This window comes from Alcaligenes pakistanensis (assembly GCF_014652815.1).
Classification (GTDB): Bacteria; Pseudomonadota; Gammaproteobacteria; order Burkholderiales; family Burkholderiaceae_B; genus Alcaligenes; species Alcaligenes pakistanensis.
In genome coordinates, this window is record NZ_BMZN01000001.1 from 274,736 (window position 1) to 292,192 (window position 17,457).

Genomic DNA, 17,457 nt, shown 5'->3' on the forward strand with positions numbered 1-17,457 from the left:
ATGAACGCCGTTTCTTTCGCTGTGGCTGCCCCGCTTGTCGCCCTCTTGTCCTACTTACTGGGATCACTGCCGTTTGCTGTAATCGTCAGCAAGATCATGGGCTTGCAAGACCCGAGAACCTTTGGTTCGAAAAACCCGGGAGCCACTAATGTACTACGTAGCGGCAATAAAAAAGCAGCCATTCTGACCTTGCTGGGCGATGCCTTCAAAGGCTGGCTGGCTGTCTTTCTAACCCAACAGGCCATCAGCAACTGGGGCTGGGCCCCTGCCTTGCTGGGCATCAGCGCTTTCTTTGCCTTTCTGGGCCATCTGTACCCGGTCTTTTTGGGCTTTAAAGGTGGCAAAGGTGTCGCGACTGCAATGGGCGTCATCCTGGCCCTGCTGCCCTGGCTGGCACTGGCAACCGCTGCCACATGGCTGATTATTGCCTATGTCAGCCGCTACTCTTCTCTGGCCGCCATTATCAGTGCCATTTTCGTTCCCTTGTATTACCTGCTCGGTGCCAAGGTGGTCTGGCCCATGAATGTCTCGATTGCAACCGCCCTGATCCTGATCAGCGCCTTTTTACTATGGCGTCACCAGGAGAACATCCGTCGCCTGATGACCGGCAAGGAAAGCAAGGTCGGCGCCAAGAAAAAATAAGTCTTAAACGTCTTGCTGGGAAACAGGCTGATTGACGCAGGCCAAATCCCAGCGAGGCCGGATGGCAAAGCCATGCTGGCTATTATCCAGCTCCACCAGACCATGCTTGACCCGCATGGCCGCCGCAAACGCAATCATGGCACCGTTATCGGTACAGAACTCCAGCGGCGGGAAGAACACCTCCCCTTTCAGACGCGCCAAGGCTTTTTGTAAATGAGCCCGCAAGTGGCGGTTGGCTCCCACCCCCCCGGCCACAACAAGCCGCTTCAAGCCGGTTTGCTTCAAGGCTTTGATAGCCTTGACAGCCAGTACATCCACAATGGCAGCCTCGGTTGCCGCGGCCAGATCCGCCCGCTGTTGCTCCGTGATACCACCCTCTTGTGCCTCCAGTTTGCGCAAACGTGTCAGCACCGCAGTTTTCAAACCACTGAAGCTGAAGTCCAGATCCTTGCTGTGCAGCATAGGACGTGGCAAATCGTACACGCTGGGGTCGCCTTGCTCGGCCAGACGCGACAAGGCTGGGCCACCGGGGTAGCCCAGGCCCATCAGCTTGGCGCTCTTATCAAAGGCCTCACCCGCCGCATCGTCCAGGGTTTCGCCCAAGAGTTCGTACTGACCCACACCGTCCACCCGCATCAGCTGGGTGTGACCGCCCGACACCAGCAAAGCCACAAAGGGAAACTCCGGGCGAGGCTCGGCCAACAAGGGAGACAACAAATGGCCTTCCAGGTGATGGATGGCAATGGTTGGTTTTTTCAGTGACCAGGCAATGGCCTGTGCCACACTGGCGCCCACCAACAAAGCCCCAGCCAAACCAGGGCCAGCGGTGTAGGCAATGGCGTCGACCTGTTCCAGCTGCATATTGCAAGAAGCCAACACCTGGCGCGTCAAAGGCAACACCCGGCGGATATGGTCGCGGGAGGCCAATTCAGGCACAACCCCACCGTACTCACGGTGCATGGCGATCTGACTGTGCAGGGCATGGGCCAACAAGCCCTGTTCCGTGCTGACCAGCGCAACGCCGGTTTCATCGCAGGAACTTTCAAATCCAAGAATATTCATGCCGCTATTTTAGCCTGCTGTATTGGGGAAAATAGGAATTTATCCCCACAGCGGATTAAGCTGATAGTGTCTCAGTTGTGCCGATACATCGCGATAAAGGGGGGCGACGCAGTGGCACAGTCGTGGTTAAAATCCCGCATCACTATTTTCACGCTCCGATCGCCTAATAATCACAAGGAGGCAGCCCATGTTTGAACGTCTCTTCAAACTCTCTGAGCATGGCACCAACGTTCGTACCGAGGTCCTGGCAGGTATTACCACCTTCCTGACCATGTCCTACATTATTTTTGTGAATCCAGACATCCTGTCTTCAACCGGGATGGATCGCAATGCCATCTTTGTGGCCACATGTCTGGCCGCCGCTCTGGGCACCTTCATCATGGCCTTCGTGGCCAACTGGCCTATTGGCATGGCGCCGGGCATGGGGCTGAACGCCTTTTTTGCCTTCACCGTCGTCGCCTCCCTGGGCTACACCTGGCAGCAAGCACTGGGCGCGGTCTTTATTTCGGGGGTGATCTTTCTGATCCTGACGGTGACCGGCATCCGGTCCTGGCTGATTAAGGGCATTCCCAAATCGCTGCAAAGCGCAATTGCTGCCGGTATCGGCATGTTCCTGGGCCTGATCGCCCTGATGAACTCCGGTATTGTGGTGGCTCACCCCGCCACCAAGATCGGCCTGGGCGATTTGACCCAGCCTGCCGCTCTGTATGCCATTCTGGGCTTTTTCATTATTGCCGCCCTGGACGCCTTGAAAGTGCGCGGTGCCATTCTGATCGGCATTCTGGCAGTGACCATTCTGTCCATGCTGACAGGACACAGCCAGTTCGCAGGTGTTGTCTCCACGCCCCCTTCCTTGATGCCCACCTTTATGCAACTGGACATCATGGGTGCCTTGCACACCGGCTTTGTCCACGTGATTCTGGTCCTGGTGCTGGTGGAGGTGTTTGACGCGACCGGCACCATGATCGGGGTTGCCAAGCGTGCCCGCCTGATCGAAGAAGGCAAGCCCAACCGTCTGGGCCGCGCCCTCTTGGCTGACAGCACCGCGATTGTGGCCGGCTCCATGCTGGGTACCAGCAGCACCACGGCCTATGTGGAAAGCGCCTCGGGCGTGCAAGCTGGTGGCCGTACCGGTCTGACGGCCCTGACCATTGGCGTACTGTTCCTGCTGGCCCTGTTCTTCTCGCCGCTGGCCGCCACCGTTCCCGGTTACGCCACAGCACCTGCCCTGCTGTACGTGGCTTGCTTGATGATGCGCGAGATCACCGAAGTGAAATGGGACGATATGACCGAGGCCGTGCCTGCTGCCCTGGCTGCCTTCACCATGCCCTTCACCTACTCGATTGCCAATGGTCTGGCCTTTGGTTTTATCAGCTACGTCATCCTGAAATTGACCACTGGCCGCTGGCGCAGTATTCACCTGGCCACGCTGATTGTGGCGATCTTGTTCGTCATCAAGTACGCAATCGCTACTGAATGAAAAACCCGGCGTCAGATTCGTTTGGCGCTTTAGCGCTGTCTTGAAAACGAGTACACTAATTGCATGTTTAACAAAGCGGCTGAGCATTATCAGCCGCTTTTTTATTGCGGAGGCTCCCCCATGAGCATCGTCGAACTTAACGAAGCAACATTCCAGGCTGCGGTAGAAGGCGGCAAGCCCCTGATCATCGATTTCTGGGCTCCTTGGTGCGGCCCATGCCGCCAATTTGCCCCCGTCTTTGACGCGGCAGCGGCCAAACACCCAGAGGTAACCTTTGCCAAGGTCAATACCGAAGAAGAGCAGGAACTGAGCGCAGGCCTACGCATTCGTTCCATTCCTACACTGATGGTGTTCCGTGACAACGTCTTGCTGTTCTCGCAAGCCGGTGCGCTGTCCGCTTCCCAGCTGGACGAATTGATCGAGCAAGTCCAGGCTGTGGACATGGAAAAGGTTCACGCCGAAATTGCTGCTCAGCAAAATCAGGCCCCTGATCAGGCTTAATTGCCCCGATCATAAAAAACGCCAGACGATTTGTCTGGCGTTTTTTTTGCCTGAATATACTTACTCGCAGTTTTCCAGCTCGATAATCGCAAAGCCGCTGCGTTTGATTTCGTTCTCTACAGGTGCCGAAGCCATTTCGGTATGACAGAAGCGGCATTCGCGCGAGCTGAAACTTTCTACATTCACCCCCTTGGCGGCTAAGTAGCGCTGACCATAACCCAATACCTGGTCGAGATCCTTGGCCTCATCATTGACCAAAATATCAAAGTGCATGCGACGTCCATCGGGACGCACTACGTAAGTATCAAACACCGCAATCTTCATGACAGACCCTTTTCAGCAAAAAACTTAATAGGTGCACGTAGGCCCACAAGCCTGCGTGCCGTCCTGGTCCACAGCAGCTTGCGCTGCTCCCGTGTTCGTATCCTGCCTGCTTGCCTGCTGCGCGATCAGTTGGCCTACAAAGGCGCCCAGGCGCAAATCATCCAGATGGCCTAACTCCTTCAAAGCCAGGTTGCCGTCCCGATCAAAAATAATGGTGGATGGTGTGCCGCCCAACCCCCACTCTTTCATGGTGCGCGGCAATGGGCCGCTCTCGCAGGCCTGATCAATGGCAATGGGGAAATTCAGTCGATATTCATGCGCAAAAGCCTGCAGCGCTGCGGGGCCCATCACTTCGTGGTGCTCGAACACGCTGTGTAGACCAATAATGCGCAGATCATCACGCGAAAATAGCGTATCCAGCTTCTTGGCCTGCGGCAGGCTATTAATGACACAGCCCGGACAGAACATTTGAAAAGCGGTGACTACCACCACACGCCCTCGTAACGACGCCAAGCTTAATGGCGCGGCCGTATTCAGCCACTGACTGGCATAGATCTCGTAGGACATGGCATACCACCCTCAATGCTGAGCAAACCCGGTCATACCCGCAGGTTTAAACCGGATTCAGAACGAATCAAAGATATATAGTATGACGATGGAATGGACGACACAGAGGGACTATCGTCTGAAAAAGATACCCTATCGTCCTGACAATGGCAGCAAACCGGATAGATTCGTGCAGGTGTATTGCAGAGCGTCTGCCTACGCTTGCTCCACGGGCTCACATTCGCCCTGGCCGCGCGTCATATTGATAAAAGATTGCTGAAAGTCGGTCTTGTGCTGGACAGGTAAATTCAACACCCAGCGCACCCCTTCGGCATCGAATTGCTCGTCTTGGACCTGAACGCCAAAGCTCTCGAAACGGGATTGAATCAGGGCCAAATCCGCAAAGGAACAGCGGCAGCGTAAGGTGGCCATTGGAATCAATTCCAGCTTGTCCGCCAGACGCAGACACTGAGCTGCTACGCCCCCATAGGCACGCACCAAACCGCCTGTGCCTAATTTAACGCCGCCAAACCAGCGAATCACCAGCACGGCGACCCGGTCGCAGTCCTGGCCTTCTATGGCTTGCAAAATAGGCCGCCCGGCAGTGCCGCCGGGCTCGCCATCATCATTAAAGCGGTATTCTGCCCCGATCTTGTAGGCCCAGCAATTATGCGTGGCTTCGGGGACGCCCTTAGCTTGAAAGAAAGCCAAGGCCTGACTGGCACTGTCTACTGGCGCAGCCAGTGCCAGAAAGCGGCTTTTTTTGATGTCCTGCTCAAAGCTGGTGGGCTCACGCAGGGTAAAGACGGCCACCGCTAGCCTCAGTCCTGCTCGCGGCTAGCCAGGTAGTCTTCGTAGTCACCGCGGTAATCGATGAGGCGGCCTTCTGGCATCACTTCGATAATGCGCGTTGCCACGCCGGAGACGAACTCACGGTCATGGGACACAAAGATCAGGGTGCCTTCAAACTTTTCCAACGCCATCTGCAAGGATTCAATCGATTCCATGTCCAGATGGTTGGTCGGTTCATCCAGCAGCATGACGTTGTGACGGCCCAGCATCAAACGCGAGAAGGTCATGCGGTTTTTCTCACCGCCCGACAGCACTTGAACCGGTTTGATAATGTCGTCAGCCGAGAACAACATACGCCCCAGCACCGAGCGCAAAGACTGATCGTCGTCGCCCGTCTGACGGAAGCGGCTGACCCAATCAAAGACATTGTCTTCGGTGTCAAATTCGTTCGACACGTCCTGGGCCATATAGCCGATGTCCGCATTTTCGGACCACACGACCGAACCACTGTCAGGAGCCAGATTACCCGCCAGCAGACGCAGCAAGGTGGTCTTACCCACACCGTTGGCACCCACAATCGCAATTTTGTCGCCCGCTTCGATCATGGTCGAGAAGTTGCGAATAATGGGCTTATCGTAGGACTTGCTCAAGCCTTCAATAGTCACTGCCAAGCGATGCAGCACTTTTTTCTGCTCGAAGCGGATAAAAGGGTTTTGACGCGAGGAAGGCTTGACTTCGATGGTGTCCGCTTTCAGGCGACCGATCTGTTTCAGACGCGACGTAGCCTGACGAGACTTGGACTTGTTGGCGGCAAAACGACGCACAAAGTCCTGCAGCTCACCAATACGATCTTTCGCTTTGGAGTTGGCGGCCACGACACGTTCGCGCGACTGCACCGAGGCCAGCATGTAATCGTCGTAGTTGCCGGGATAAACGCGCAGCTCGCCATAGTCCAGGTCAGCCATGTGGGTGCAAACCTGATTCAGGAAGTGGCGATCGTGACTGATGATGATCATGGTGCTCTGGTAACGGTTGAGCACATCCTCCAGCCAACGAATGGTATTGATATCCAGGTTGTTGGTGGGTTCGTCCAGCAGCAAGATATCAGGATTGGAGAACAGGGCCTGCGCCAGCAGCACACGCAGCTTCCAGCCGGGAGCCACTTCGCTCATGGGTAACTGGTGCTGTTCGACCGGAATTTCCAGGCCCATCAGCATTTCACCGGCACGGCTTTCAGCGGTATAGCCGTCATATTCGGCAAAACGGGCTTCCAGGTCGGCAGCCCTCATGTAGTCTTCTTCGGTGGCTTCCGGGTTGTCGTAGATGGCATCACGCTCTTGCATGGTGCTCCACATTTCAGTGTGGCCCATCAGAACGACATCCAATACACGCAGGTCTTCAAAAGCAAACTGGTCTTGACGCAGCTTGCCCAAACGCACGCCTGGGTCCAGCGATACATTACCCCCGCTTGGCTCCAGGTCGCCGCCAATGATTTTCATGAAGGTCGACTTGCCCGAGCCGTTAGCACCAATCAGGCCATAGCGGTTGCCTCCGCCCAGTTTGACACTGACGTTTTCAAATAAAGGCTTGGCACCAAACTGGATCGTTAAATTAGCGGTGGAGATCACGTAAACGTACTTTGAAAAAGGTTGAGTTCAACCCACTAGTGTATCAAGCAGGCGCGAAATCCGTTAGTGTTCGTGTTCATCCAGCACCAGATAAGCCATACCGTCCTCGGTAGCCAGGCCCACCTCCTTGCCCACCGGCAGGCTCACCTTGACGTCCACATGCCCATACGGCAAGCCCGTCACCACAGGAACCTTGACGGTTTCACGCAACCACCGCACGACCGAATCCATGTCAAAACCGTTGTCGCTAGCCCCTGTTTTGTAAGCGGTGAAACGCCCCAAAACCACAGCCATTTGACGATTCAGCACGCCAGCATGCCAAAGTTGCGTCAACATGCGCTCGACCCGGTAGGGTGCTTCACCCACATCTTCCAGGAACAAGATGCCGCCATCGATCTGGGGAAAGTACGGCGTACCCAGCAAGGAGCAGACCATGGCCAGATTGCCACCCCACAACACACCGTGACCATCTACCGCGTCCGAGTCTTCAGACTCGAAGCTGAACAACTCCAACTCGCCACGCATCAATTCGCCAAACAGCTCAGTCGTCAGCTCATCGGTTTGATCACCGCCAAAATCAGCAATCGCGGTGGGGCCGGTATAGCTGATCGCTCCCGTTTGCGCCAATAACGCCAAATTGAACGCCGTAAAATCCGACATGCCCACAAAGCGCTTGCCGCTGTCCGCCACTGCGCGCCAGTCGATTTGCCCCAACAGGCGGCTCAAGCCATAGCCGCCACGTGTGGCCATCACAATGGGCTGGGGCTGCTGCAAGGAACGCTGCAAAGCGCCCAGACGCTGCTCATCCGTTCCGGCAAAGCGCTCGTGCACGGCCAGGGCGTCCGGATCAATATCCACGGCAAAACCCAGCTCGCTCAGGCGCTGACGGGCCAGTTCCAAGCGTTGAGGTTCCAACAATTGTCCGGAAGGCGAAAACAGATAAATACCCGAACTGTCCTGCTGCCCACAATGGCATTCGCCATGTTCGTGATGATGGTGGTGATGGTCGTGCTCGGGGCTGCTCATGATGAACCTTGAAAAGAAAGTGCTGTTATTTTAGCGAGACTACGGGGCCCCATCCAGCGGGGATTGATCAGACGGGACAGATTCAGCCTGTTTTTGCAATTTCTTTTGTTCGCGCCGCTCACGAAAGAAATCACGCAAGGCCTGGGCGGCGTCCTCAGCCATCAAACCACCCGACACACGCGTGTGGTGATTCAAGGTTGGATGCAGATGCAGTGACTCCACGCTGCCGCACACACCCGTTTTGGGATCTGCGGCCGCCCAAACCACCCGCGACAGGCGAGCATGCAACAAAGCGCCCAGACACATCATGCAGGGCTCTAAGGTCACGAACAAACTGGCACCAGGCAGACGGTAATTACCCACTTTACGTGTGGCCGCCCGCAACGCCACGATCTCTGCATGCTGGGTTGGATCGTGATCGCAAACCGTGCGATTCGCCCCGACGGACAAGAGTCGCCCATCCGCCCCCAATAAGACGGCGCCTACCGGCACTTCCCCCATTTGCGCAGCACATTGAGCCTGCTCCAGGGCTAAAACCATAGCCTGAGCATCACTCAAAACGTCACCTTCTGTCTGCGGTGGTAAGCTAGTTGGCATCGTTAAATCCATTGCGTTATTCAAACCCTGTCAGCACAGCAAAAGGGTAATTTTACTGCCTATGCAGAACACTCCTGATTCCCACGCTATTTTGCGTGTTCGAGGCCTGAGCAAGCAATACGCAAACGGCCATCATGCCTTGCATTCTCTGGACCTGGACATTTGGCAAGGCGAAATCTTTGCCTTGCTGGGCTCCAATGGAGCAGGCAAAACCACCTTGATCAGCATTATCTGCGGCTTAGTCAATCGCAGCAGCGGCACTGTCCTGGTCGATGGAGCAGACAATGTCACGGACTACAAGCGTGCCCGCCAGAAAATTGGTTTGGTGCCGCAAGAGCTAAGCGCGGACTCGTTTGAAACGGTCTGGAATACCGTCAGCTTCAGCCGTGGCCTGTTTGGCAAAGCGCCCCACCCCGAACTGATCGAGCAAATTCTAAAGGATCTGTCGCTTTGGGATAAAAAAGACAGCCCCTTGATTACGCTGTCCGGCGGCATGAAACGCCGCGTGCTGATCGCCAAAGCACTCTCGCACGAGCCTGAGATCCTGTTTCTGGACGAGCCAACCGCCGGCGTGGACGTGGCCTTGCGCCAAGGCATGTGGGCGTTGGTTAAACGTCTGCGCAAGCAAGGCGTGACAATTATTTTGACCACGCACTATATCGAAGAAGCTCAGGAAATGGCCGACCGCATTGGCTTTATCAATAAAGGGTCGCTGCAGCTGGTCGAGACCAAAGATAATCTGATGCGCCGACTGGGCGGTAAAACGTTGAACCTCAGTCTGGCCGAGCCTTTGAGCACCCTACCCGCCCCACTGGATCAGATGGGGCTGCAAACGGCGGCGGACGGTATGAGCCTGCTCTACCCCTTGAACAATCGCGATCAAGAGCATGATTTAAGCGCCTTGCTGTCCGCTATCGGTCAGGCGGGCCTCACAATTACTGATATTCATACCCGCGAGCGCAGCCTGGAAGATATTTACGTTGAATTTGTAGGGGCACAGTCATGAACTGGTATGCCATCCTGGCTATTTACCGCTACGAAATGTCGCGCACCCGACGCACGCTGCTGCAAAGCATTGTGGCACCGGTCATCTCTACCGCTTTGTATTTTGTCGTGTTTGGTGCGGCCATCGGCCATCGTATCAGCGAGATAGGCGGTGTGCCTTACGGGGCTTTCATCGTGCCTGGGCTGACCATGCTATCGGTACTCACTCACAGCGTCTCCAACGCGGCATTTGGGATTTATTTTCCGCGCTTTACCCGCAATATCTACGAGATTCTGTCTGCACCGATCTCGCACTTTGAAGTGACCCTGGCCTTTGTAGGGGCAGCGGCGACCAAATCGTTGTTTCTTGCAGCCATTATCCTGATCACAGCACGGCTCTTTGTGCCTTATGACATTGCCCATCCTATCTGGATGCTGTGCTTCTTGACGCTGACTGCCCTGACCTTCAGCCTCTTGGGTTTCATTATTGGCATCTGGGCCGATAACTTTGAGAAGCTGCAGTTTGTGCCCATGCTGATTCTTACCCCGCTCACCTTTTTGGGTGGCACGTTCTACTCCATCGATATGCTGCCGGAGTTCTGGCAAAAGCTGACCTTATTGAACCCAGTGCTGTACCTGATCAGTGGCTTTCGCTGGAGCTTCTTTGATCTGGGCGATGTGAATGTGTGGCTGAGTCTAGGGATGACGCTGCTGTTCTTAAGCCTGTTTTTAGGCGTGGCAGGCTGGATCTTCAAAACGGGATATAGGCTGCGTCCGTAAATAAAAAAGGCCGGATATTTCCGGCCTTTCTTTTAAAGCAGACAATACCTGCGACAGCGTGATGCTCCCGATTGCGTCCCTAAGGTCTATTGCCTAGCGCATACGGCTCACAGTTAGCAAACAATGGAATTCAATCCGGGCGTACTGGGCAATCCATAAAGCTGGCCTGATCGCCATACTGACGCAGCTTTGCTTCAAGCACCGGGGCAGGCACACCTTCAATAGGCTTATAGCCCAGGCGCTCCCAATAACCCACTGCCGGACCCAAAGACACTAGGCTGCAACGACGCAAGCCACGTTGCCAGGCATAGCGACGACCTGCTCGCAATAAAGCTCCGGCCACGCCTCGCCCTTGCGCACGACGCATCACCGCGCAGTCATGAATAAACCATTGATCCGCAGGCGCAGGCAGGCTGTTCAAGGGATCGCCTAGCGACGGTGGCAAAAGTCCCGCCCAGGGATAGGACACCAAATAACCTTGCAATGAATTATCGGCATCACGAGCCACCCAGCAACTATCGGGCGCCAGATCCAGACGATTCTGATAAAAGCTGCGGTCTTCCAGAATATCTGCGTCGTACACATCAGCCTGTACGTCCAGTACCTGGCCCAGATCGTGCACACGCATTAATTCAATTCGTAAAGTCATAGCCATTACACGATGGCCTGACAAGGCCACCGTGCCGTTTCACTCATCTAGTCGCGGAAATTATCGTACTGCAAAGGCAATTCCACTTCGGTCTGTTTCAACAGAGCAATGGCAGCCTGCAAATCATCGCGCTTCTTACCCGTAATACGCAGCTTTTCGCCCTGGATTTGCGTCTCTACTTTCAGCTTGGCGTTTTTGATGGCAGCAATCAATTTCTTGGAGGTAGGCTGATCCAGGCCCTGGCGCACTTTAACCTTTTGGCGAGCGCCGGCCACATTCTCCATGACCTTTTCAGTATCTAGGCAGCGCACATCAATGCCACGAGCAGCAATGCGGCCACGCAGAATCTGCATCATTTGCTCTAGCTGAAACACGCTGGGAGCCGATTGCAAAATGGTGTTCTCGTCTTCAAGTTCAAATTTGGCATCCGTACCTTTAAAGTCAAAACGGGTGCTCAGCTCGCGGCTGGCCTGTTCGACCGCATTACGCAGTTCGTGGGTGTTGACCTCGGATACAACGTCAAAAGATGGCATTCCTAACCGTCCTGTACCTTAAGTGCAGACAGGCCGCCTAAAGCGACCTGTGTGCTTTTTAGAAAACGCTACGTTCAGTCTGAAGCGGCTTGCTTGGCCTGCTGACGCAGTGCGAATTTCTGTATTTTACCTGTTGCCGTTTTAGGCAACTCCATAAAACTGAAATGTCGCGGTATTTTAAAGCCAGCCAGGTACTGACGGCAATGCGCCCGCAACTCTTCAACCGTCACTTCGGCTCCAGGGCGCAGCTCTACGTAGACGTGTGGAGCTTCGCCCCAGCGCTCGTCAGGCTGGGCCACCACCGCCGCCGCCTGCACAGCAGGATGGCGGTACATGACATCTTCAATTTCGATAGAGGAAATATTCTCGCCCCCGGAAATGATAATGTCCTTGCTGCGATCCTTGATACGCACGTAGCCATCGGGCTCACACACGGCCAGGTCACCCGTATGGAACCAGCCGCCGCCCAGGGACTCTTGCGTCGCCTTAGCGTTTTTCAAGTAGCCCTTCATGGTGATATTGCCGCGGAACATGATCTCGCCCATGGTCTCGCCATCGGCAGGCACGGGTTCCATGGTGTGCGGGTCCAGAACCTGTACGTCGCCTTGCAGGTGATAACGCACGCCTTGACGCGCATTGCGTTTGGCACGTTCCTGGATATCCAGCTCACTCCACGGCGCATGCTGCGCACAGACCGAGGCTGGGCCGTAGGTTTCTGTCAGGCCATAAACATGGGTCAGAGCAAAGCCCATGCGCTCCATGCCTTCAATCATGGTGGCCGGCGGTGCAGCCCCAGCGACCATGGCCGAGACACCCTTAGGCAGGCGCGACTTTAGCGCGTCGTCCGAATTGACCAGCAAGGAATGCACAATAGGTGCGCCACAGTAATGGGTGACGCCATAATCGACCATATTGTCCACCATGGCCTGGGCTTCCACCCTGCGCAAACAGACGTTCACGCCAGCGCGGGCTGCGACTACCCAAGGGAAAGTCCAACCATTGCAATGGAACATGGGCAGCGTCCACAAGTAGACCGCATGCTTGGGCATGTCCCATTCCAACACATTGGACAAAGCCCCCAGATAAGCACCGCGATGGTGATAGACCACGCCTTTAGGCTTGCCTGTCGTGCCACTGGTGTAATTCAGGGCAATCGCATCCCACTCGTTAGAGGGCAATTGCCAGTCGTAATTCGGATCCCCGCCATCCACAAATTCTTCGTAGGTTTGCGAACCCGCGCGCTCGGCACCCGCCTCAAAGTACGTGTCTACCACGTCAATAACCAGGATGGGCTCTATGCGTTCACGCAGGGTCAGCGCCTCTTTCATGACGGCGGCATACTCGGTGTCCACCAGCACCGCACGGGCCTCGCCGTGATCCAGCATATAGGCAATGGTGCTGGCATCCAGACGGGTATTCAAGGTGTTCAGCACGGCACCGCACATGGGTACGCCAAAATGCGCCTGCACCATGGGAGGGGTATTGGGCAACATCACGGCCACGGTATCGCCTTTGCCAACCCCCGCCTTGGACAGCGCACTGCCCAACTGACGAGTACGGGCATAAAGCTGCGACCAGCTCATCTTGATTCCGTCTTGGGCGGGCCCATAAACCAGAGCCGGGTAGTCAGGGTAGACAAAAGCACTGCGCTCGATGAAATCCAGCGGGGACAAAACACGATAATTGGCGTCTGTCTGGGGCAAATCCTGATCGTAAATACTCACCACAAAGTCTCCAAAAAAGGGCGGGCTTACCGAAGTTCACGGCGTTCCGTCTGATAATTGCGCTCTTACATTAGCTGGCTACAGGCCTTTGGGCAAGGTCGCCTTTTCAACCGTAGAAGCGCATAATGACACGCTATCTAAGGTATATATCGCGATCGGCTGACTGCTCGCTGACAGTTAGCCCCCTACCTGAAGGCCCTTCATGCCCGTAGCCATGCTGTACATCGCCGCCGGTGGCGCCCTGGGCGCATTGGCACGCTGGTTCTTAAGCCAGGCCCTAAATACTCTGTTTCCTACCCTGCCCCCCGGTACTTTGCTGGCTAACTTAATTGGCGGCTATTTGATGGGTATTGCGATGGCCTATTTCAGCGGTTTGGGCTTGGGTCACGAAGGCTGGCGTATGTTCGTGATGACCGGCTTTTTGGGTGGGCTTACCACCTTTTCCACCTTCTCCGCCGAAATCATGACCCTGATGATGCAGCAGCGTTATCTGTGGGCGATGGGCGGCATTGCTATTCACGTTGTCGGTTCCCTGCTGATGCTGGGTCTGGGCATGGCCACATGGGGTCTGTTTCGAGGGCAAGCATGATGAACGTGCATTTTCTTCAAGCCGGATCTCCGCCTCCGGATGTGGAGCAGCGTTTTGGCAATCAGAACGCCTGGTTCAAACGTGCTTTGCAGCCCTTGGAGGTGAATGTACGCACTTGGCGCGTGCATCAGGATACGGTCCTGCCCCCTCCCGATTCGCCTGACCCTGTCGTCATCAGCGGTTCTTGGAGTATGGTCACCGAGCGCTTAGGCTGGAGCGAGAATCTGGCTGCCTGGATTCGAGAGCGCTATCAGACACAAATGCCGCTACTCGGTATCTGCTTTGGACATCAATTAATGGCCCACGCCTTGGGCGGCCAGGTTGATTACCACCCCAAGGGCAGCGAAGTCGGTTATCTGCCCATTCACTTATCCGAACAGGCGCGCGAGCATGATCTGCTGGCGGATCTGCCACAACAATTTCCCGCCCTGCTCACCCATCAGCAAAGCGTGCTGAGCTTGCCAGAGAATGTTCAAGTCCTGGGTAGCTCCGCCCACGATCCGCATCAAATCCTGCGTTACGGCCCCTCGCAATGGTCTATTCAGTTTCATCCCGAATTCTTTGCGGGTTTGCTGCGCTATTGTGTACTGCGCAAGGCCGAGTACTGGAAAACAAAAGGCATCAATCCGCAAACCTTAGCGGACCCCATTCAGGACACGCCCGATGCCCATCGCCTGCTCTGTAATTTCGTGCAGACTTACTCGCCCAGTGGCCCCAATGGGCGACGAAAAAACTCGCCAGGCGTTTGACCCATTAAATCTCGGAAGGCAGCAACAAAGGCGGACATACTTTCATAGCCGCACGCTAACGCCACATCGGTCACCCGTTCTTGGCGCTCCAATAAGGGCAAAGCACTCATGACTCGCAGGCGCTGACGCCACACCCGAAAGGTCAGCCCGGTTTGCTGTCGAAACAGACGACTCAAGGTCTTTTCTGACAAGCCCTGTTGCTCCGCCAGATCCTGCAAACTCCAGTCCCCCGCTGGCTGAGCCTGCAGTTGCTCGCAAACTTGCAACAAGCGCGGGTCCGACGGCCACGGCAGAATCAAGCCACTTTCAGGCGCGGCCAGTAAGCGATCCAGCAACACTTGTACCAGCCGCCCTTGCGCCCCTTCACGCTCGTATAACACAGGTAATAGGCTGAACTCCCGAATCAGCTCGCGCAGCAAACGGTCCACCACGACCACGCGGCAAACTTCTGGCGCTTGCGGCAGAGCACTGACATCAATATACAAGCTGCGGATCTGTGCATCAGGCGAGCTGCGCACCCCATGTTCGATACCCGCAGGCACCCACACCGCCTGCTGGGGCGGCGCCATAAATCGTCCCTTGGCCGTGCGCACCTCGATCACCCCCGTCAAGGCATAGGAAAACTGCACCCAGGGATGCCGATGCGGGCGAGCAATCGCCTGATTAGGCAAGGTGCGCTCCTGGCCGTATAAAGGCCGGGGCAGATAGCGCAGCTGCTGCAAACTCTCGGGAATGCGTTCGGCAGGCATCAGAATGTCCGTTTGTCGATAATCCATATCCGTTTAGCGATAAACCCCCAAAAAGGTCTACGGTAAAGTGGTGCCTTTCATTACGCAAGCCTTTCAAGCCTAGAACAAACCCATGTACTCTCAACTGCGACTGCTTTTTGACAACTTCACCCTGATCCTGATCAGCGTTGTGGCACTGGCAAGCTTTTTCCCTGCCTACGGCCAAGGCGCGGTGATCTTTGATGTGATCACTGGCCTGGCTATTGCCCTGCTGTTCTTCATGCATGGCGCCAAGCTGTCCCGCGAAGCCATCATCGCCGGAGCCACTCACTGGCGTTTGCACTTGCTGGTCTTTGGCTGCACCTTTGTCATGTTCCCGCTGCTGGGTCTGGTGTCCAAACCCCTCTTGTTGCCTTTGCTGGGCATGCCATTGTTTATTGGCGTTCTGTATATGTGCGCTCTGCCCGGCACAGTGCAATCGGCTATTGCCTTTACCTCGATTGCACGCGGTAATGTGCCTGCTGCTATTTGCAGTGCTTCGGCCTCCAGCCTGATCGGTATTGTGCTGACGCCGGTACTGCTGAAACTGCTACTGGATGCAGACGGCGGCTCGGCAAGCTCCACTCTGGAGGCTATCAAGAAAATTAGCCTGCAGTTGCTCTTGCCCTTTGTAGTGGGTCATTTGATGCGCCCTCTGATTGGCAAATGGATGGACCGTAACCGCAAATGGCTGCGCAGCGTAGACCAGTCTTCTATCTTGCTGGTGGTCTACACCGCTTTCAGCGCCTCGGTAATCGGTGGCCTGTGGCAAACAGTGCCGCCCAAGTCCTTAGCCATTCTGACTGTCGTGTGCGTGGTGCTGCTGGCTATCATTTTGTTCCTGACCACTTGGATGGCCCGCAAATTCGGCTTCAATAAAGAGGACGAAATTACGATTGTTTTTGGCGGTTCCAAAAAGAGTCTGGCTACCGGTGTTCCTATGGCACAGGTGCTGTTTACCGGTGCCGCGATTGGCCCAGCACTGCTGCCCATCATGATTTTCCACCAGATTCAATTGATGGCTTGCGCCTTTATTGCGAATAGATACGCGCAGCGTCCAGAAACTCCGGAAGAAAAAATCAGCCTGCAAAAGGCTTGATCAACACAGATGTAAACATGGCCCGGATATTCTTGAAATCTGAGCCATGCAACATCACCAGCATCCCACAAGAAAACCGGCTGATCGCCGGTTTTCTTGTTTACAGATCCGAGATGTACACAAAAATAGTCGTACCGTCGTAATTGAAAGAGCCGTCAGGATTCTTTTTAGTCAGCACCTTGCGTAAATCGACAGGGTACAACCACCCCGCCCCCAGCAAACCGCCATTGATCGCCCGAATCTCGGTTCCACCGACTGCAATCGCCGCGTGGAAGAACTGCATACCGGTGACTCGGCAAAAGCCAATCGCTTTACCACCTGGCAAGGAACTTTGACCATCCCACTTTCTGCCTTTGGAGAAGTTGAATAAAGGCAGCCAGTTCTGCGCTGAGATAGTCGTTAATTGGCCGAAACTGATTTTAGCGTTATATAAATAACGCATATAAGCAGCGGCATCATAACAAACGCCTTTCATATATGCCGTAATATCATCCGGCCCGTGAATCAAGTGATTATCTGCATAGATAATTCTATCGGGTGCGGAAAGCTGGGCGGTTTTCGTGCCTTTATCTGTCAAATTCATGATTAAATCCTTGTGAGCAGATGAAAAACCTCGGCACATAGTAGCAGTAGCGATTACGAAAAAATGCTAAATCAGCACTATCCACCGATTGAATTAAATAATCAAAAAATAAAATAGCGCCTAATTAGCAAGTCAATCTTATAGAAAAATAAATAATTAAATACCTAAAATAAAAATAATAATAAAAACACCAATAAAACCCGCTTTATTGATTGAAAAATACAGTCATCTGCATAACTAAGAGGTATCAAAACCACACGCTCATTCTTCTTTCTAAGTGCAAGAGCTCAACGCAAACAACTAGGGCGTTGGAGCAGCCTTTTGCTCCAACGCCCTATTCAGTCCCATTCCAATCGCAAGCAATACCAGCCGGCCAAGCCTAAGTATCAAACCTTCAGCAAG

Annotated in this window: 20 protein-coding genes; 8 read left to right on the top strand and 12 right to left on the bottom strand. The window is 54.7% G+C overall.

Annotated elements, in window-relative coordinates; genetic code table 11:
• Positions 1-642 carry a glycerol-3-phosphate 1-O-acyltransferase PlsY gene (gene plsY, locus IE156_RS01265; protein WP_189390685.1) on the top strand — a complete coding sequence of 214 codons (642 nt, stop codon included), beginning with the start codon at positions 1-3 and terminating at the stop codon, positions 640-642.
• Between the two features lie 3 nt (positions 643-645).
• Here plsY and tsaD read toward each other — a convergent pair whose 3' ends face one another.
• Positions 646-1,704, bottom strand: a complete 1,059-nt coding sequence (gene tsaD, locus IE156_RS01270; protein WP_189390686.1) for a tRNA (adenosine(37)-N6)-threonylcarbamoyltransferase complex transferase subunit TsaD — start codon at positions 1,702-1,704, stop codon at positions 646-648.
• A gap of 187 nt (positions 1,705-1,891) precedes the next feature.
• Here tsaD and IE156_RS01275 point away from each other — a divergent pair, with 187 nt between their 5' ends.
• Entirely contained in the window at positions 1,892-3,184 is a 1,293-nt protein-coding gene (locus IE156_RS01275; protein WP_189390687.1) for an NCS2 family permease, read from the top strand.
• A gap of 120 nt (positions 3,185-3,304) precedes the next feature.
• Positions 3,305-3,685, top strand: a complete 381-nt coding sequence (gene trxA / locus IE156_RS01280; RefSeq protein WP_189390688.1) for a thioredoxin — start codon at positions 3,305-3,307, stop codon at positions 3,683-3,685.
• A gap of 60 nt (positions 3,686-3,745) precedes the next feature.
• Here the strand turns inward: trxA and IE156_RS01285 are convergent, their stop codons facing one another.
• The 6 genes from IE156_RS01285 to tadA all read right to left on the bottom strand — a co-directional run bounded on the left by IE156_RS01285 (position 3,746) and on the right by tadA (position 8,598).
• Positions 3,746-4,009, bottom strand: a complete 264-nt coding sequence (locus IE156_RS01285) for a DUF2024 family protein (RefSeq protein WP_189390689.1) — start codon at positions 4,007-4,009, stop codon at positions 3,746-3,748.
• Between the two features lie 24 nt (positions 4,010-4,033).
• Positions 4,034-4,576 carry a peroxiredoxin family protein gene (locus IE156_RS01290; RefSeq protein ID WP_189390690.1) on the bottom strand — a complete coding sequence of 181 codons (543 nt, stop codon included), beginning with the start codon at positions 4,574-4,576 and terminating at the stop codon, positions 4,034-4,036.
• A gap of 195 nt (positions 4,577-4,771) precedes the next feature.
• Positions 4,772-5,368: an IMPACT family protein gene (locus IE156_RS01295; RefSeq protein ID WP_189390691.1), complete on the bottom strand. Its 597-nt coding sequence runs from the start codon at positions 5,366-5,368 to the stop codon at positions 4,772-4,774.
• A gap of 8 nt (positions 5,369-5,376) precedes the next feature.
• Positions 5,377-6,975, bottom strand: coding sequence for an ABC-F family ATPase (locus tag IE156_RS01300; RefSeq protein WP_189390692.1), 1,599 nt, complete (start codon positions 6,973-6,975; stop codon positions 5,377-5,379).
• Positions 6,976-7,038: 63 nt separating this feature from the next.
• Entirely contained in the window at positions 7,039-8,001 is a 963-nt protein-coding gene (locus IE156_RS01305) for an LD-carboxypeptidase (protein ID WP_189390693.1), read from the bottom strand.
• Between the two features lie 39 nt (positions 8,002-8,040).
• Positions 8,041-8,598, bottom strand: a complete 558-nt coding sequence (gene tadA / locus IE156_RS01310) for a tRNA adenosine(34) deaminase TadA (protein WP_229840834.1) — start codon at positions 8,596-8,598, stop codon at positions 8,041-8,043.
• Between the two features lie 61 nt (positions 8,599-8,659).
• Between tadA and IE156_RS01315 the strand changes: the two genes are divergently transcribed.
• Both IE156_RS01315 and IE156_RS01320 read left to right on the top strand, forming a co-directional pair.
• Entirely contained in the window at positions 8,660-9,604 is a 945-nt protein-coding gene (locus IE156_RS01315; RefSeq protein ID WP_189390694.1) for an ABC transporter ATP-binding protein, read from the top strand.
• Positions 9,601-10,362 (top strand): ABC transporter permease, encoded by a 762-nt coding sequence (locus IE156_RS01320; protein ID WP_189390695.1) that lies wholly within the window; start codon positions 9,601-9,603, stop codon positions 10,360-10,362. The genes IE156_RS01315 and IE156_RS01320 overlap by 4 nt, the downstream gene beginning before the upstream one ends.
• A 130-nt stretch (positions 10,363-10,492) precedes the next feature.
• Here IE156_RS01320 and IE156_RS01325 read toward each other — a convergent pair whose 3' ends face one another.
• The 3 genes from IE156_RS01325 to IE156_RS01335 all read right to left on the bottom strand — a co-directional run bounded on the left by IE156_RS01325 (position 10,493) and on the right by IE156_RS01335 (position 13,271).
• Positions 10,493-11,011: a GNAT family N-acetyltransferase gene (locus tag IE156_RS01325; protein ID WP_229840837.1), complete on the bottom strand. Its 519-nt coding sequence runs from the start codon at positions 11,009-11,011 to the stop codon at positions 10,493-10,495.
• Between the two features lie 47 nt (positions 11,012-11,058).
• Complete coding sequence (locus IE156_RS01330) at positions 11,059-11,544, bottom strand: YajQ family cyclic di-GMP-binding protein (protein WP_189390696.1); 486 nt, start codon at positions 11,542-11,544, stop codon at positions 11,059-11,061.
• Between the two features lie 74 nt (positions 11,545-11,618).
• Positions 11,619-13,271, bottom strand: a complete 1,653-nt coding sequence (locus IE156_RS01335; protein ID WP_189390697.1) for an acyl-CoA synthetase — start codon at positions 13,269-13,271, stop codon at positions 11,619-11,621.
• 199 nt (positions 13,272-13,470) lie between these two features.
• On the opposite strand from IE156_RS01335, the gene crcB reads away from it, so the two are divergent.
• Both crcB and IE156_RS01345 read left to right on the top strand, forming a co-directional pair.
• Positions 13,471-13,857 carry a fluoride efflux transporter CrcB gene (gene crcB / locus IE156_RS01340; protein ID WP_189390698.1) on the top strand — a complete coding sequence of 129 codons (387 nt, stop codon included), beginning with the start codon at positions 13,471-13,473 and terminating at the stop codon, positions 13,855-13,857.
• Positions 13,854-14,606, top strand: coding sequence for a glutamine amidotransferase (locus IE156_RS01345; RefSeq protein ID WP_189390699.1), 753 nt, complete (start codon positions 13,854-13,856; stop codon positions 14,604-14,606). The genes crcB and IE156_RS01345 overlap by 4 nt, the downstream gene beginning before the upstream one ends.
• On the opposite strand, the gene IE156_RS01350 is transcribed toward IE156_RS01345, so the two are convergent.
• Positions 14,555-15,382: an AraC family transcriptional regulator gene (locus tag IE156_RS01350; protein ID WP_229840839.1), complete on the bottom strand. Its 828-nt coding sequence runs from the start codon at positions 15,380-15,382 to the stop codon at positions 14,555-14,557. The genes IE156_RS01345 and IE156_RS01350 overlap by 52 nt on opposite strands.
• Positions 15,383-15,467: 85 nt before the next feature.
• On the opposite strand from IE156_RS01350, the gene IE156_RS01355 reads away from it, so the two are divergent.
• On the top strand, positions 15,468-16,472 hold the full coding sequence (locus tag IE156_RS01355) for a bile acid:sodium symporter family protein (RefSeq protein WP_189390700.1): 1,005 nt from the start codon (positions 15,468-15,470) through the stop codon (positions 16,470-16,472).
• Between the two features lie 100 nt (positions 16,473-16,572).
• On the opposite strand, the gene IE156_RS01360 is transcribed toward IE156_RS01355, so the two are convergent.
• Positions 16,573-17,055 carry an urea amidohydrolase gene (locus tag IE156_RS01360; RefSeq protein ID WP_229840840.1) on the bottom strand — a complete coding sequence of 161 codons (483 nt, stop codon included), beginning with the start codon at positions 17,053-17,055 and terminating at the stop codon, positions 16,573-16,575.
• Positions 17,056-17,457 lie beyond the last annotated feature (402 nt).